Annotated in this window: 19 protein-coding genes; 10 read left to right on the top strand and 9 right to left on the bottom strand. The window is 50.5% G+C overall.

Annotated features, from left to right (window positions below; genetic code table 11):
- Positions 1 to 3: 3 nt before the first annotated feature.
- Genes ACOTYN_RS22205 through ACOTYN_RS22180 form a run of 6 tightly spaced genes read left to right on the top strand, consistent with a single transcriptional unit; the run spans position 4 to position 4,614 of the window.
- Complete coding sequence (locus tag ACOTYN_RS22205) at positions 4 to 699, top strand: type IV secretion system protein (RefSeq protein ID WP_001208352.1); 696 nt, start codon at positions 4 to 6, stop codon at positions 697 to 699.
- Between the two features lie 10 nt (positions 700 to 709).
- A complete protein-coding gene (locus tag ACOTYN_RS22200) occupies positions 710 to 1,597 on the top strand; it encodes a TrbG/VirB9 family P-type conjugative transfer protein (protein WP_020323166.1) in 888 nt (295 codons plus the stop codon).
- Positions 1,597 to 2,730, top strand: a complete 1,134-nt coding sequence (gene virB10 / locus ACOTYN_RS22195; protein ID WP_020323153.1) for a type IV secretion system protein VirB10 — start codon at positions 1,597 to 1,599, stop codon at positions 2,728 to 2,730. The genes ACOTYN_RS22200 and virB10 overlap by 1 nt, the downstream gene beginning before the upstream one ends.
- Before the next feature lie 50 nt (positions 2,731 to 2,780).
- Positions 2,781 to 3,782, top strand: coding sequence for an ATPase, T2SS/T4P/T4SS family (locus ACOTYN_RS22190; protein ID WP_020323165.1), 1,002 nt, complete (start codon positions 2,781 to 2,783; stop codon positions 3,780 to 3,782).
- Positions 3,779 to 4,306, top strand: coding sequence for a phospholipase D family protein (locus tag ACOTYN_RS22185; RefSeq protein WP_020323158.1), 528 nt, complete (start codon positions 3,779 to 3,781; stop codon positions 4,304 to 4,306). The genes ACOTYN_RS22190 and ACOTYN_RS22185 overlap by 4 nt, the downstream gene beginning before the upstream one ends.
- Positions 4,303 to 4,614 carry a hypothetical protein gene (locus tag ACOTYN_RS22180; protein ID WP_032416518.1) on the top strand — a complete coding sequence of 104 codons (312 nt, stop codon included), beginning with the start codon at positions 4,303 to 4,305 and terminating at the stop codon, positions 4,612 to 4,614. The genes ACOTYN_RS22185 and ACOTYN_RS22180 overlap by 4 nt, the downstream gene beginning before the upstream one ends.
- Positions 4,615 to 5,229: 615 nt before the next feature.
- Here the strand turns inward: ACOTYN_RS22180 and ACOTYN_RS22175 are convergent.
- Genes ACOTYN_RS22175 through ACOTYN_RS22155 form a run of 5 tightly spaced genes read right to left on the bottom strand, consistent with a single transcriptional unit; the run spans position 5,230 to position 11,478 of the window.
- On the bottom strand, positions 5,230 to 5,592 hold the full coding sequence (locus tag ACOTYN_RS22175; RefSeq protein WP_020323170.1) for a hypothetical protein: 363 nt from the start codon (positions 5,590 to 5,592) through the stop codon (positions 5,230 to 5,232).
- Positions 5,585 to 6,250 carry a DUF6710 family protein gene (locus tag ACOTYN_RS22170; protein WP_020323157.1) on the bottom strand — a complete coding sequence of 222 codons (666 nt, stop codon included), beginning with the start codon at positions 6,248 to 6,250 and terminating at the stop codon, positions 5,585 to 5,587. Before ACOTYN_RS22170 ends, ACOTYN_RS22175 begins: the two co-directional genes overlap by 8 nt.
- Positions 6,247 to 9,465: a MobF family relaxase gene (mobF, locus tag ACOTYN_RS22165; protein WP_020323154.1), complete on the bottom strand. Its 3,219-nt coding sequence runs from the start codon at positions 9,463 to 9,465 to the stop codon at positions 6,247 to 6,249. The genes ACOTYN_RS22170 and mobF overlap by 4 nt, the downstream gene beginning before the upstream one ends.
- A 4-nt stretch (positions 9,466 to 9,469) precedes the next feature.
- A complete protein-coding gene (locus ACOTYN_RS22160) occupies positions 9,470 to 11,002 on the bottom strand; it encodes a type IV secretion system DNA-binding domain-containing protein (RefSeq protein WP_020323171.1) in 1,533 nt (510 codons plus the stop codon).
- Positions 11,002 to 11,478 carry a traK protein gene (locus ACOTYN_RS22155; protein ID WP_223226686.1) on the bottom strand — a complete coding sequence of 159 codons (477 nt, stop codon included), beginning with the start codon at positions 11,476 to 11,478 and terminating at the stop codon, positions 11,002 to 11,004. The genes ACOTYN_RS22160 and ACOTYN_RS22155 overlap by 1 nt, the downstream gene beginning before the upstream one ends.
- A 415-nt stretch (positions 11,479 to 11,893) precedes the next feature.
- On the opposite strand from ACOTYN_RS22155, the gene stbA reads away from it, so the two are divergent.
- From stbA to ACOTYN_RS22135, 4 genes are all read left to right on the top strand, one after another.
- Complete coding sequence (gene stbA / locus ACOTYN_RS22150; RefSeq protein WP_020323173.1) at positions 11,894 to 12,325, top strand: plasmid stabilization protein StbA; 432 nt, start codon at positions 11,894 to 11,896, stop codon at positions 12,323 to 12,325.
- Between the two features lie 8 nt (positions 12,326 to 12,333).
- Positions 12,334 to 13,050, top strand: a complete 717-nt coding sequence (stbB, locus tag ACOTYN_RS22145) for a StbB family protein (RefSeq protein WP_020323147.1) — start codon at positions 12,334 to 12,336, stop codon at positions 13,048 to 13,050.
- A gap of 2 nt (positions 13,051 to 13,052) precedes the next feature.
- Positions 13,053 to 13,421, top strand: coding sequence for a plasmid stabilization protein StbC (gene stbC, locus ACOTYN_RS22140; RefSeq protein WP_032416596.1), 369 nt, complete (start codon positions 13,053 to 13,055; stop codon positions 13,419 to 13,421).
- A gap of 63 nt (positions 13,422 to 13,484) precedes the next feature.
- Positions 13,485 to 13,835, top strand: coding sequence for a hypothetical protein (locus ACOTYN_RS22135; protein WP_223226687.1), 351 nt, complete (start codon positions 13,485 to 13,487; stop codon positions 13,833 to 13,835).
- Between the two features lie 58 nt (positions 13,836 to 13,893).
- On the opposite strand, the gene ACOTYN_RS22130 is transcribed toward ACOTYN_RS22135, so the two are convergent.
- The 4 genes from ACOTYN_RS22130 to ACOTYN_RS22115 form a co-directional block, all read right to left on the bottom strand.
- Positions 13,894 to 14,076 carry a hypothetical protein gene (locus ACOTYN_RS22130; RefSeq protein WP_000170167.1) on the bottom strand — a complete coding sequence of 61 codons (183 nt, stop codon included), beginning with the start codon at positions 14,074 to 14,076 and terminating at the stop codon, positions 13,894 to 13,896.
- A 73-nt stretch (positions 14,077 to 14,149) separates the two neighbouring features.
- Positions 14,150 to 14,356 carry a DUF905 family protein gene (locus ACOTYN_RS22125; protein ID WP_020323152.1) on the bottom strand — a complete coding sequence of 69 codons (207 nt, stop codon included), beginning with the start codon at positions 14,354 to 14,356 and terminating at the stop codon, positions 14,150 to 14,152.
- A gap of 181 nt (positions 14,357 to 14,537) precedes the next feature.
- On the bottom strand, positions 14,538 to 15,215 hold the full coding sequence (locus tag ACOTYN_RS22120) for a DUF5417 domain-containing protein (protein WP_020323167.1): 678 nt from the start codon (positions 15,213 to 15,215) through the stop codon (positions 14,538 to 14,540).
- A gap of 231 nt (positions 15,216 to 15,446) precedes the next feature.
- A partial coding sequence (locus ACOTYN_RS22115) for a hypothetical protein (RefSeq protein WP_421634774.1) occupies positions 15,447 to 15,706 on the bottom strand: 260 nt, incomplete at its 5' end.

Below are 15,706 nucleotides of genomic sequence, written 5' to 3'. Positions count from 1 at the left end.
GTTATGAGAGAGAAAAAGAAAGGGCTGACCAAAGAGGCCATCAAAGAGTTCAACGAAAGCCGTAAAGGGCTGGAAGTGGACGTTATGAACGAAGTGTTATCTTCACGCCGCACGGCGTGGATAGTCGCTGCGGTCGCATCCGTTGTGGCTGTCGTCGCAATCGGTAATGCTACCTTTGTGAATTACCGCTATAGCCAGCCAATACCGCCGTTCCTGTTGACGCTGAACCCCAGCAATCATGAGGTATCACAGGTTAAGCTGACGCGTGACGATGCCACCTATGGCGACGAAATTGATAAGTATTTCCTTACTCAATACGTTATCCACCGTGAATCCTACGATTTTTATTCCCTGCAAGTGGACTATGACGCAGTAGGTTTAATGTCCACGCCGAACGTGGCGGAAGCCTACCTTTCCCGGTTCAAGGGCAAGCAAGGGATTGATAAGGTCCTGGGTGACAGCGAGACGACGCGAGTAAGTATCAACTCAACCATTCTCGATAGAGAGCATGGCGTGGCGACCATTCGCTTTACGACCGTTCGCCGCTCTCGTAGCAATAACTTTGACGATCCACCGAAGCGCTGGATTGCCATCCTGGGCTACGAGTACAAATCGCTGGCTATGAACGCCTCGCAGCGCTACATCAACCCGCTCGGCTTCCGCGTCACCAGTTACCGCGTTAACCCTGAGTCGAACTGAGGACTGTACTATGAAAAAAGTAGTCTTATCCGCAGTGATCGCAATGGCGCTGGCCGGGGCCACATTCAACGCGGCGGCGCTTCAAGCGCCGAAAAGTTCACCGTATGACTACCGTATCAAAACGGTAGTTTATAACCCGGTTGATGTGGTGCGAATTGATGCGGTAGTGGGCCTGTTTACACATATCGTTGTTGCCCCGGATGAAACATACATCACTCACGCGTTTGGTGATTCTGATGGCTGGACGTTCTCCCATAAGCTCAACCATATGTTTGTAAAACCTAAGCGCGAAATGAGTGATACCAACCTGACCATCGTTACTGATAAGCGATCTTATAACATCGTGCTGCACTATATCGGCGACACGACAACAAAGAACGCTGACGGTACAGAGACAAAATCGTTTATCAAAACGCCGTGGTCAATGAAACAGGCCACGCTTCAGCTGACCTATGAGTACCCGTTTGACGAGCAGAAAAAAGCCTCCAGCGCGGCTGAGAAAAAGCGCCTGACGGAGAAGCTACGGGAGTCTGCTTTCGCTGGCCCTAAAAACTACCAGTACGAAATGAGCGACGAGCCGGAAATGGCAGATATTCAGCCGATCCATGTTTGGGATAACTACCGTTTCACGCGCTTTGAATTCCCGGAAAACGCTGACTTACCGCAGGTTTATTACATATCGTCCAGCGGCAAAGAGACGCTCCCTAACTGTCGCCCGGTTGGTGAACATAACAACATTCTGGAATGCCAGAACGTAGCGAAAGAATGGCGTGTAAGGCTTGGCTGGACAAAGGTTGTTGGTATTAGAAATATCAACTACGTGCCATCAGCTGGCGCAATTTCCACTGGCACAGCCTCCCCGGATGTAAGAAGGGTGCAAAAAGGAGGGGATAACTAATGGCCCGTAAAGTCGATATTGATAGCGAGCTGGATAACAACAACAGCTTCGATGATGAACGCGGGGGAATGCCCGCACAGAAACGCCGCACCGCACCAGGGCTAAAAGCCTTTATCGCTATCCTGGCTATCATCGCCATGTGCTTCGTTGGTGTCACTATTTACACGCACACACGCAAAGCGCCGGACACGGCCAAAGCTGACAGCGGTAATAAAAACGATGGGGTTAGCAGTCTGCCTAACTACCAGTTCAACACTAACCCGAACGTTGGCGGGGCCGCGGCTCCTGACGCTAATCAAAAGGCGATGCAGGATAAAGCCAGAGCGGAATATGAAGCCAGTCATAGCAATGCGGGCCGGGCCAGCAACGGGAAGAAGCAACTGACACCGGAAGAAGTCGCCATGCAACGCCGTCTTGGTGGCGATCTTTCCGGCGAGCAGGGCGGTAGCCAGACTCCGGCCAAAAAAGAGCAGCAAAGCGACGAAGGCAGCGAAGGTAGCAGCGCGTTAGCAAAAGAGCTTACACCTGCCCGACTGAAAGGCAGCAGAGCGGGCGTAATGCAGAATATGAGCATGACCATTGCCAAAGGGACGATGATACCGTGTGGCACGTCTACGGAGCTGGATACGACCGTTCCCGGCATGGTGTCCTGTCGTGTGACGCGTGATGTGTATTCCCTCGATGGGTTGGTGAAGCTGATCGACAAAGGCGCATTTGTTACGGGCCAGATGAACGGTGGCCTCAAAAATGGTCAGGCCCGCGTCTTTGTACTGTGGGAACGAGTGGTAAACCCGGATGGCACATTCGTTAATCTGGATAGCGCCGGGACCAACTCTCTCGGTAGTTCCGGTGTTCCCGGACAGGTTGACTCCCACTTTTGGGATCGCTTCGAAGGTGCGGTGTTCATTTCCGTTCTGTCTGACGCGCTTCAGGCTGGCGTGGCCGCAGCCCAAAATGGCAATAACATCCAGTTTAGTAATACACAGAATAACTCGCAGGAACTGGCCTCTGAAGCACTGAGAGCCACGATTAACATCCCGCCAACACTCTATGACCAGCAGGGCGACGCAATCAGTATCTACGTCGTTCGTGACCTCGATTTCAGTGATATTTACTCACTGGCAGACAACTAATCAACGTGGGCCGGAAGGCCCACTGTTCTTTGTAGCAGGAGATAACTTACATGAATCAATCATCGGCTTATTACCAGCTGGGGCCGCTGCGGGAGTATTTCGAAGATCCGGGCGTATTTGAAATCCGTATCAACCGTTATAACGAGGTGGTTTGTGACACATTCGAAGGCCGTAAAATTATCCAGAACGACAGCATTACCGGCGCGTTTATCGACAACCTGACCGCAGCATTAACCAGCGCCAATGACGTTAAGCGCCAGATGATTAATGACGTGGTATTGCCGGACGGCTCCAGGGGAATTATTTGTTTACCGCCTGCGGTGATCGATAACACCGCCGCTATCGCTTTTCGCAAAAATATCGCGCTGGATAAAGACCTGGCGACGTTAAGCAAGGAAGGTATCTTTGAGTTCTGCCGGGAAATTGACAGCCATAAGCGCGAGCTGGACGACGACGATCTCCTGCTGAAAGAGTTATACCGGGCTAAACGCCGGGAAGAATTTTTGCTTACTGCGGTACGGAAAAAACGAACCGTTGTCGTTGTGGGGGAAACCGGATCAGGAAAAACGGTACTCACCCGCGCCCTGCTCAAAGCCATTAGCCCACAGGAACGCGTGATAATCATGGAGGATGCTCACGAGGTTGAAGCTACCCACCTGGAAGAAGCCGTTTATATGAAATATGGCGGTAAAGATAAACCAGGGCTGGCTACGCCGACGCAGTGCCTTAAAGCCTGTATGCGCCTGACACCAGATCGTATCTTCATGACAGAGCTGAGAGATGATGCTGCATGGGATTACCTTCAGGCATTGAATACCGGACACCCTGGCGGCTTAACCTCCACACATGCTAACTCGGCGATGGATGCCTTCACCCGTATAGGGTTGATGGTTAAAGCTACCGAAGTGGGCCGTATGCTGGATATTTCTGACATTATGCGCCTACTGCACTCCACTATTGATGTGGTCGTTTTCATGGCGAAAAGGAAGATTCGCGAAATCTACTATTCGCCAGAATATAAATATGAGTGCATGAATGGAGGGATAAAGTGAGAAAAGGAGCAGTCATATTCCTGACGGGCCTTCTGGCCCTTTCCTCCCTGCCCTCGATGGCTGGCGATTCGCCATCGGTACAGGTTGGGTTTTCTCCTGAAGGTAGCGCTCAAACGCTGGTAATTGGCGCTATCGACTCCGCGCAATCCTCGATCAGAATGATGGCTTATAGCTTCACCGCGATGGATATAATGCAGGCGCTGGTCAAAGCTAAAAATCGCGGTGTTGATGTGAAAATTGTTATCGACGAACGCGGCAATCGTAATGACGTAAGCCATCGAGCGATGAAATTCATTGTGAAAAACGAGATCCCGCTGCGGGTGGATAGCGACTTTCCTATCCAGCATGACAAGGTGATGATTATTGATGAACGGTCAGTTCAGACGGGCAGCTTCAACTACACCAAAGCAGCAGAATCTAAAAACTCGGAAAACGCGGTGGTGATCTGGAACATGCCCCAGCTGGCGAAACCTTATCTTGAGCACTGGAAGGACCGTTGGGATCGTGGGGAGGACTATAAATGAGAGAAAAATTTGAACGCTATATTTTCAAACATGCTGTACAGCCACTGAAATTGCTTGCTGTGGTAGCAATAGTTGCGGAGCTATCGCGCAGAGGATTAATGTTCATAGGTGTACCTGCTTTTACCTCTTTCATTACGAATATGCTCGGTATTTTGATCATCATGTTAATGCAAAAGCCGATAATGATAAGAGGTGTTTACGAGACGAAAGATCGCTCAAGTTCTTATAGATGGATGCATTTTGCCATAACAGGACTTCAATCTATGTCCGTTGTTGTCCTGCTACTAATACCGATCTATGAACGATAACAGCATGAGAGGCGGCGTAAGTCGCCTTTTTCCAAAGGCTCCGCCCCTCCTGACGAGCTTCAAAAAAAAGCTACAAGTCAGAAGTAGGCGAAACCCGACACAGCTTAGAGATCAGCCGCCTTTCGTTGGCATCGCTCCCCCTGGTTACGTCCTGTGTTCCTGTCATATCGTTTACCGAAACCTGACCGCCTTTAGCCCATACGGGCAACGTGGCGCTTTCTCATAGCTCACGCTGTAGGGTTCTCGGCTCGACTTAGACAGTTCGCTCCAACGCTGCGGGTTTTAACCAGACTCCCCGTCTCCCGCTGCCGTTACGCCTGACTATGACAAACACACGATTTCCAGTTTGTCAGGCGCGACAAATCGCCGCCATAGGTAACAGCCTATGCGGTAACGTGGCTCTAAAGGGGAAATGGGTCTTGAATTGCAGCCATAACGACTGCTACACTACATTTGAATTTTCGGTACTGTGTTCCCCTTTAGAACCAGCTACCAGGTGATAAGAGCGTTAGCTCTACGTCACCCGAAGAAACCACCTTGCCGGGTGGTTTTTTCGTTTCTGAGCAAGAGAGTACAGGATCTTCAGAGGATCGATCAACGATCTTTGATCCTCCGCTATTCCTCATCACCTTCAATATCATCGTAGTAAAGGCTTTCTGGATACAGTTCCATTAGCTGGGATAGCGTGTCCTGTACTTCATCCAGCCGATTTACCAGATGGGATATTTGTTCGTCCAGGTCGCTCGCCAGCTCGAATAATGCCGAAACCCGGCTACGTGAACCTTCGTTAATTACCGCCATTGCTATCTCATGGAGCCTGAGTAAATCAGTTCTGATTTGCGGCGGTGCTGAATACTCGCCATCACTAAAATCCCCGCGTAAATCATCGATAGCATCAACAGCCCGCAACAAAGAGGCTGTTTCAAAATTATCCGGTGAGATTTTTTCCCACTCCGCGTTAGTAATTTGCTCACCCATTTTTTGCTCCTTCAGTAAGTAAACGGCCAATTTCGAAAACAGCCGCTGACCGCCCCGACTTCACCGCTTCAGCTTTCTGGCCGTCAACAAACCAGTGATTACCGTCCGTTCGGACCAGCTCAAACAGCCAGGACATATCGTAAACGTGCTCCGGTATCACGGTCCCTTCCCCGGCCAGAATACCCGCCGTTATGGAATGGTTGCCGCCGCGCACAAAGCCAATGCGCCAGGGCAACCACAGGTCAACATAGTGGTTGATTTTATCCTGCTTCCACGGCCTGCCCTTACGGGTTCCAATGTGCGAAACGTTATCGATATAGCGTGTCAGGCTCCACGGCCACGGCAACACCATGTCACTTGCCAGCGACAACGGATAATCTGCGCCGTCCAGCTCGCCCTCTTTCATCTTCTCGTAAGATTGCACCTGGATAAGCCCCTCAAAGAAGAACTCCTGCGGGGTCATATCCGGGCGGGCATCAGTCCCTTCCTCGGCTACCGCCAGCAGGAAATCACTCTGCACTGGCCGCACGATAGCGCGAATGAGATCAGGCAGCGCCTCAACGGGTAATTTTTCGGCCACCGAAAGCAGGTGATCGAAGCGATTTTTTTCATTGCCGGCAGCGGCTTTTTCTTTCTTATTTCGGTTCCAGAACATCACAGGCCGTAGCCCTCCTTGTCGTAGTCATGTTGATGATTTTCGTGCTCATGCTGCGGTAATTCCACGTCACGCGCACGTTCATATTCTTCATATGTGCTGTAGTCCTGCATGTCGCCATAGTCCGGGCCTTCGTCAGCATACCGCTCATAGTCATGGTAGGGGTTCGCCTCCATTTCCGGTGTGGCTTCTTGCCTCTGCTCGTACCGGATAGCGGCGTTGACTTCCTCCTGCTCACGCTGGCGCAAATCCTGAGACGTGTTTTCAGTACCTGAAGTATCGGGGCCATCATGGGCGGCTTCTGTCGCATTTTTCATGGTGTTTTCCTTCTCTCCGGTTTGTTGGCCAGCTTCATGGCCATAGCTTTTTGCCTGTTGGCCATCGTCATGGCCATAGCTCCGGTTTACGTCTTTGTAACGTTCCTCCATCCCTAAAAAGCGGTCTATTTCGCTGGCCGTGGTCTTAGGACTGTTGCGGCTGGCGCTGCTCAACAAGCGGCCTTTATCGTCGGTGAAAATCTCGACTTCATGACGGGCGCGGGAGATCCCAACGTAAAAGACGTCTTTGGAAGTCGTCAGCGAACGGGTATCGATGTTAAACAACACCCGGTCGCAGGTAAGCCCCTGTGCTTTATGGACGGTCGTTGCGTAGGCATACGAAAGATAGGCGGCTTGCTTCTGGTCCAGCTCGATTTCCCGGCCCTTCGCGTTGGTCAGCGTAAACGTGCCTTTCTCGGTGGCCCCGGTCACGGTGAAGCGGTCGCCGTTCGCCACATCCAGCGTCTTATCGTTACGCGTCACCATCACTTTGTCACCCACGGCCAGCTCGGCGGCCACGCTGGTATAAACAGACAGATTTTTATGGGTACGCGGGCTGAAGCTGATTTTCTGGCCGTCGCTCCCGGCCACGGTCAGAAGGTTCCCCGGACCTGTATCCAGTACGCGGTAAGATTCGCCCCGCTGAAGCCCGTTTTTATAGTCTTTTTCGGGGATAATAATTTGCCCTACCTGGTAGTATTTACTGTCCCGACGTTCGGCCTGCGTGGAGTCAACGCGCTCCAGAAAATTCACCTCCACGCCCTTTCCTTGCAGCTGCAACGCCTCCCGAATCTGGCTATTGAGGATTACCCTTGATTCGTTTGTACCGGAAATAATCAGCGTACCTTCGCGCTGCTCCGGGGAGAATGACAGCCAGCGATTCGCTACAGCCTCCAGCCGCTTATCCTGGTCCTTCTCTGCGCTAATATTGCTGAGTCGGGCCAGTGAGCCGGATATGTGGCCCTCTGCGGCCAGCTTCACCGCCTCAAGCAACACGTCATTTTTCTGGCGCTGAATATCCTTCATGTAGCTGGTCTGCATTCCAGCGCTGATCAGCTGTTCAAATGGCTTGCCCGCCTCTACGGCTTTTGTCTGTGAGGTGTCGCCCAGGAATACCGCTCTGGCCCCGGCCTTCTCGATGGTTTCCATCAGCACCTTCATCTGTCTGGCCGGAATAACGCCCGCTTCATCGATAAAGACCACGCTTTTCTCGTCTATCTTTTTGTCCTTTGCCTTCACGAAAGCGGCAACGGTACGGGCGGGCATACCTTCATCTTCCAGGGATTTTTTCTGCGTACCGTAGGGGGCCAGGGCGGTGACGTGAAAGCCCTGAGACTCCAGAACGGCCTTCGCGCTCATGGTCATATAGCTTTTCCCGGTTCCGGCGAAGCCGTGAGCCGCCACAAAGCGATCTGTCGTGGTGCAAATATCTACGACGCTTTTCTGTTGTTCGGCCTTCAGCGTCTTACCGACCAGCTGCGCGGTGACTTGCTCGCTTGTCAGCGCGGCGATCACCTTGCCCCGACCGCGAGCCTCTATATTCAGCACCGCTTTTTCTACCCGGATACCTTCAACGGTCGTTACCCGATGGCTGGTTTTTTTCAGGCGGCCAGACTTGATACCTTCAGCAACTAACGCCTTCGCCTGGCCGTTGTTCATCCCTTTTTTGTCGGTCAGCTGCGCCTGCCATTCCGCTTTGGTCATGGCTGGTAGCGGTGGCGCGTCTTTGCTTCTCTGGTCAGTCGTGGTGGTGTATCGCGCTTCACCTTCGATAATGGCCCCCTTTGCCACAGCGCGATAATAGGCCGCTTCAATATCCTGCTTTGATGCCTGGCCGATAGCCTTTTTATTTGCCACGGCCAGCAATCGGGACTGGTCAAAAGACGCATCGCGCTCTGAAAGGGATTTAAGCGCAAACTGGATCGCCCGGTCGGCTTTTACCTCCGGGCTGGTGAAGTTAGGGACGGTATTCATTGACGTTTGCGGGCCGTCCTTGCCTTTGCCCGCCCAGGACAGATCATTGAAGTCTATTCCCAGCTCATTAGCCCGATTAACCCACTCTTTATGAATATCTTCACGCGAATAGTCGTCTGTTTTTTTGTCGCGGGTCGCCATCGATACCCGGCTTTTGGTCTGTGCGTCTGCGGTTTCGCGGGTCAGCCCCATAGCCGCCAGCCCTTCTTCTATCTGAGCAGAACGCCGCGAAAATCCACGGATTTGTTCATCCGTAAAGTGCGCCATATCAAAGGTATTATTTTTGTTGTTATAGCGCAGCTCATACCCGGCCTTTGTCAGCTCCAGCGCCAACTCCTGCTTATAGACATCCCCCAGGTGCATCTTGGCCCGCATCAGTTCATCGTTTTTAAGCGCCCTCCACTGACCATCCCCGCGCTGCGTCATGTTCATGACAAAGGCGTGGGTATGCAGCTCCGGGTCAAGGGCGCGTGATGTTTCATGCCGGAAGGAAGCAACAACCAGATTACCGGTATTCTGCGTAATGGTTTTCCCTGCGTGGGTCGTGCGGGCCTGAGCCAGCTTTTCTGCTTCCTGGACGGCAGCGGCAACCGCTTTTTCGTGGGCGGCGATAATTGCCTTATCGCCGTGGATCAGCGCCTGCATCGATACGCCTTTAGGCGCGGAAAATGTGAGGTCGTATCCCAGCCGTTCTTTCGTCGCGTCACCGCTGGAGCGCTTCATCTGCGTGAAAGGGTCAATCTCCCCGACAAGCAGCTCTTTGAAGCGTTGAGAACTGACCTCGCCGGAAAGGCCCAGCGCTTCCGCGCCCTGACCATGCCACGCGGTAAAACTGCTGTCTTTGCTGTAGTAATCGTCTTTTGCATCAGCGTAGTAGCCTACAACTGACGCAATATCGATACGGGTGATAGTCGTAATATCAAGCATGCCGCTACCTCATGATGATTCCCGGAACCGGGTTCTTACGCGTGTATTGCACATGTTTAGTCTTGAACTTGCCGACAGGTAGATCACCAGGAAAATAGATATAGCCCGTAAGATTCCTGAGTTCTGAGATTTCAGTGGGGGTTACTGCTCTGACTGTGCGAGTTTCGATTCGCGGCCTATTATTTGGGCCAGACTGTAATAAGCTCCCCTGTCTGCGCTCTATTTCTCCTTCTATTTCGCCCAACGCGCGGGACATATGTTCAAGCGTTGCTTTACCTAATCGACTGCTTCCCATGACGATACCTGATCGCATACTACCCAATAACGTTTCCGCTATATTGATGCCATAACGTTCAACCAACTGGGAAAACGTCTGGTAGCCTGCCCATACTGACGCACCGCTTTTACGGCCCTTCGTCAGTAAGTCCTGTAGATTTGGCAGGTATTCCAGTGATTCCAACTCGTCGATAAAAAATAACGTGCGCTGATCGCGTTTCCCCATACCCAGCAGGCTAGAAAACATAATATCCAGCCAGCAGGAGATCAGCGGATTGAGGCTCTTTTTCATCTGCTCTTGCCAGGTAATAAACAACGTGCCGGGTTTATCATCCTCCAGCCAGTCACGCAGCGAGAAATTCCCTTCAGGCATTTTTAAATGGGAAGCCAACTTATCACCTAAAACAAATCGGGCACTCCCTGTAGCTCTTTCAGCACCTTTAATGAATAAAGATTCTGCGGGTGTGCCTTTAACAAAATCCTTCACTTTGTCGTATTCTGCAACGTTACACCAATACAACACTTCTTCCATTGAAGGGTTTCTTTTATGTGTGAGTAATTTCTTTGAAACTTCACGATATAATAAGCGACCATACCGATACCATTCTTCAGCAGAACGTTCCTTGCTTTCCTGAATGATAGACACTGCATAAAGATCGTAGTCAAACTCATCTCTTATTTCATTAAACATAGACCAGCCAGGAGAGCGTTTATCATAGGGGTTAAGAATTATATCGTTTTCACGATAAAAAGTTTCTACATACTCTCCATTAGGATCTAAGATAACACGCTTATCTCGCCCTCTTTTTAAACTTGAATATATCGCCTCTTTAATGATTGTCGATTTACCAGTACCTGTAGCCCCACCAATTGAAAAATGAAGCGTTTCATATTCAGTAGGCACAGGAACACCTGCAACCGTTAATTGCTTATGACCGCGTTCTTTTGTTTTCTCGGCCAAAGACGAAGCTCTGACTAATTTAGTCCCACGGAGTACACGTTTAAATCGTGGCCCTTTATACACCCTACCCTTATCGTAAATGATGAATCCAATGAATCCACACAACCCTATAACCGAACCTGCTATAATCGACACCCATAACGGCCAAAGGTTGAACGTATTTTTTAGCAAATAGGGGACAAGGTAGTGCGCCGTTTCACTATTGATACCATATACAAACTTTGCCGTAATAAACCACACAAAGGGTATCGGTCCCAGCAGCGAGCATAAAAATATAAGTCCTCTTTCTTGTTCCGTCATTATTCCGTCCTCTCTTGTTTACTTTCCCATACCTTGTAACCGTTACGTTCCAGCTCTCCCCAGGCGGATTTCATATTGGCTGGAGTCGCCATCGAACGCAGCAGGATCACCGTCTCGATTGCCAGGGATTCGTGCAGCATCATCTGACCGGGAGGCGGCAACTTGAGTTGTGACAGCTGCTTGACCAGTCCTTTCAGCTCCGAGGAAAACGCGCTCATGTCTATCTCTGATACCTGGTCAAACAGAATATCGAGTCGTCGATTTACTTCGTTTATCTGTTCCGTAACCTGACTCAATCCACCTATCCGACCACCTGATCCGGCCAACAAACAACGGCGCATATAGTCCGATCTGTTCGTTCCGGCCAGCCTGTCGATAAGCTCTTTTTCTTCGTCCGTTACCTTGCATGTGATGATCGGCATCATGTCCTCAACTGGTGATTTTTCGTGTTCAATCTGGCGGTAGTTTAACCGCATGAGGTAAGTATTAACAAAGTAATACCTTCATTTCCATATAAACCATACTCTTATTCTATTTTTTTAATACCTTTTTAATACCCAAAATACGAAATATTGAATGTTTTATTCTTTAAATCAGTTAGTTAGTGCGATTTATCGCACTGCGTTAGGTGTATAGCAGGTTAAGGGCTAAAAAATAATCAGTTTGGTAGGGGCGATCTACGGAGGTTAAGGGGTATTTTGGTGAAAAAGCGTTCAATATCCCGGTATTCATGCTTGCATGAATACCCATACACCACAAATACACCACAATTACGTCAATTCATGGTTGACATTACACCACTATTACACCACTCTTACGTCATGGGATAGTTGATACGTCATAAATACATCACTATTACATCAAAAACACATCATTCTACATGAGGGTACTATGAAGCCCAAAAGCATCAGGGCAGCAATTCAGATGATGTTGCCGGAAGTAGAAGAAATGCTGTCGCTGGGAGTCTCCAGAGAGGAGGTTTTCAAGGCGGTATCTGAACGCTTCGGCCTGGAGAATGTGAACGTTCGGAGTTTTGATACTGCCCTGTATCGGGCCAGGCAAAACCGGGCGAAACATGCCGCCCCTGATTCTGTATTGCACAATACAAAATCAGCCGGAGCCAGTGAGCAACAGAAGAAACCTGTATTGCACAATACAGAAAAACCCGCGAAGTCTGAGCAGGTGAAAAAAGATGTATTGCACAATACACAAAGTGCGACCGAGGGAGACAAAACGAAACAGTCACCGGGTATCATCGGAAAGGAATTTTTTGACGAGGCAAGAGCCGAGTTCGATCCTAATGAGTTCATCAAAAAATATTGAGGTGTGCAATGAAAGTAGCGGTTATTAATTACAGTGGCAGCGTTGGCAAAACTTTAGTTTCAACTTACCTTCTCGCCCCGCGCCTGAAAGATGCGAAATTTTTCGCGGTCGAAACCATTAACCAATCAGCGTCTGACTTAGGGATTGAAAATGTCACCAGTTTTAAAGGTGATGATTTCTCCCGTCTGATTGAAGATGTGGTTTTTGAAGATGCAGCGATTATTGATATTGGCGCGTCAAACGTGGAACCGTTTTTAATGGCAATGTCCCGCTTCGATGGCGGCGCAAATGAATTTGATATGTATTTCATTCCGGTAACGCCGGAAGATAAAGCCATTAAAGAAAGTATGAAAACGGCGCACACGTTAAGCAAGGCTGGCGTGGATAACAAAAAGATTATCTTTGTTCCAAACCGCGTTAATCCGGGTGATGATGTTGAAAATGTTTTCGGCCCGATTTTCGACTTTGTGAAACAAACTAAAGTAGGCCGCATTAATAAAAACTCTGCGATCTATAATAGTGAGGTGTACGAATATCTTGCACACCATAAAATTTCTTTTGAAACGCTGACCGCTGAAGATGCGGAAGAATTTAAAGCCCGCGCTAAAGCATCAGCTGACGCAGACGAACGCCGCAAAATGGCGCGTCGTTATACTTACATGAAGCAGGCTATCCCGGTTAAGAGCAACCTGGATAAAACATTCTCCCTGTTAATCGGAGATTAAGCATGGATAAGCAGCCCGATAAATTAGACGTATTGATGGACTGGTTTTTGGGAGACGCGAAGGAAATTTTAGAAGCCATGAAGTTAATGAAGGCCGAACAAGCCGACATGCTTCAGCGGCTGGGCGAACTCAAAAGCGCACTTGAATTGACGGCAGACGATTCGAGAGCGGAAATCATCGGCAGCCTGAGAGATATACAGGCGGCGATGAAGGAGGAAAACAAGGCGCGGTCAGACTTTCTGACGCGCTGGCAATCTCTCCAGCACAACAACGCCAGCACCATCGTTAACCGCGTCGTGATCATGACGGCTGTTTGTTCCATCGTCGGCGCGGCCATCGGGACGGCGCTGACCTTGCTGATCCTGAAGTAACACGCAAGGCCGGAAATCCGGCCTTTTTCTTTCTTTTCAATCGTGACAGTCACGGTGATAAAAATGGATAAAACTGAACGCGAAAGGATGTTAGCCAGACGGCGACAAGCTCGTCGCCGCGAACGGTTACGCGCTGAAGGCGTTAACGTGACCGTCACGCTAACGCACGATGAAGCGGCGCAACTGGACGAACTACGGCAGGTGCGCCGGATGGGTAAACAGCCCTATTCACCAAATGAGTTTTTCCAGCTGCTGCTGATCCGCAACTGGCAACAGTGGGAGAAAGAAAAAGCCGCGCTGGGTACATGCCAGCACTGCGGAAAATCAAAAGCCGGTGGCGGCTGCGGCGGGGAGTTTCAAAAGGAAACATACCAATGCTGGCTGGCGCAGGACGCAAACGCGCTTAACATTTAGTGTATTGTGCAATACAGAAAAGCCCGGTTAATACCGGGCTTTGTCGTTGTCGGAAGGTTTATTTTTTTTCCTGTTGCAACAGGTGATCAATCTTTGCTGCAAGCGCGTATGTTGACGGGAACGCGCCTTTTGTACGCTGGTTAGGTAACTGATTGAAGGCCATCAGGCAGGCTTCGAGAAGGTAGGTTTTCTGGCTCTCCAGCTCTGCTTTCAGCTGGGACGGTGTTGTGACTTTTGTCATTAGGCTTACTCCTGATAAGTGCCGCTTTGGGCTGTATTGCCCGGCTTTCACCGGGCGGGGTGTTTATGCTCAATCAGGCCGGAATATGGTAATAGGCCAGCTCGCGATGCAGGTCATTTTCAAAACCTGTTTCATAGTCCCACGCTCGCCAGGCAAGGCGACCATCAACAACGTGGCGGATCTCGATTTGCTCGCTATCGTAGCGGTCTGTATTGGCTACTTCGACGGTTACTGTAGGGGTGTTGTATTCGCGAATAATTGCAGCGATATGTTGTTTCATTTGGGACTCCGTGGGTTGCCGCTTTGGGCTGTGTTACCGGGCGGCGGTATTGCCTCCCGATAAAATAAGTATCGCTTTTCTCGCCCCAAAAGTCAATATTAGTAAATACGATAATTACATTTATTTCATTCAGTTTTACCAACAAAAAGCGCCCCGGAAGGCGCGTTGAAGGATGGGCAGTTTATGCCGCACGGACGGCGGCAAGTGCTGGCGCTCCGGTTAGCAGGGCATCACGCAGGGCCGCCAGAATAAGCAGGGGCTGCGCGTTCTCTGCGTGTACCATCCGATAGATCTCTGTGAACTCTTCCGGGCTTAAAACGCCCATTCTAAAAGCGTGGTCTGCGTTGTGCTCCGCCAGCCAGATAACATCCTGCGCTTTGTACTTCTCTGTATGCTTCTCCTGGCTCGCCAGGGCGCGGGTCATGCTGCGGGCAACGTAGGCGCGAGTTACGCGCTTCTCTGCGTATGGCTTGCCTTCTTCCGCTTCAATAGGTTCATGCAAGGTGTACACGGTGTAATCGTCAAGGCTTGCCGCCGGGATGTGTTCCGGGGCTGGCTCTGCGGTGGCTTCGCTCACTGCTGCGGCCTTCTCCGCTTCAACTGCCATATAGCCTTTCAGGCCCGTTTTCGCTGCTTTGTATGCCGCTTTGAAACAAGCCACTTCGGAAATGTCGATCCAGTAACCACAACCAAAGCCGTCCTCATAGCAAGGGCAGCTGTCATTTTCCCAGCCTGCCAGCGTCAGGATCTCGTCCATCGCTTCCAGCTCTGCCGCCGTGGCGCTCTCGATGATGAAATGATGTTTGCGGCCGCGTAAATCCGGGTTTGCTGCGGTGGTTGCTTCGCGAGTCAGTTTCATTTTTTGCTCCTTGAATTTAATTGCCGCTTTGGGCTGTGTTACCGGGTGGCGGCATTGCCTCCCGATGAATATAAGTATCGCCTTTTTTGCTCCCAAAGTCAATATTAGTAAATACATTTATTACATATATTTCATTTGGCTACAGCAGTTAAGAAGATGCGCGGAGCGCATGGGAGGCGCAACGCGCCGGAAGCCCCGCAGCGAAGCGAGGACTTAAAAAGCGTTACGGCTTTAGCCGTAATAATCCCCCGTCCTGCAAAGCCATCCTTTCCACCGTTCCCGCCGCCACGCCACGGCCAGACATAAGCCCTGTCCCGGTGAGCGGCCTGTGCGGCGCTCTGCGACGCGCTGGGCGTGATTTCCGGGTCCGTGGTGGGTCAGCGCAGCTGACGCGCCCGGATGGGCTGTAAACGGGCTTACAGCGCTGCTGGTGACGCTGGCCGATACGATCAAATTTGCTGAATGACACTTGCAGCCGGCAGCAGCTGAGA

This window comes from Enterobacter cloacae complex sp. IR5458, assembly GCF_049238025.1.
In the GTDB taxonomy this organism is placed as follows: Bacteria; Pseudomonadota; Gammaproteobacteria; order Enterobacterales; family Enterobacteriaceae; genus Enterobacter; species Enterobacter kobei.
Note: the sequence above shows the minus strand (reverse complement) of the source record. Positions and strands in the feature narration are given on the sequence as shown.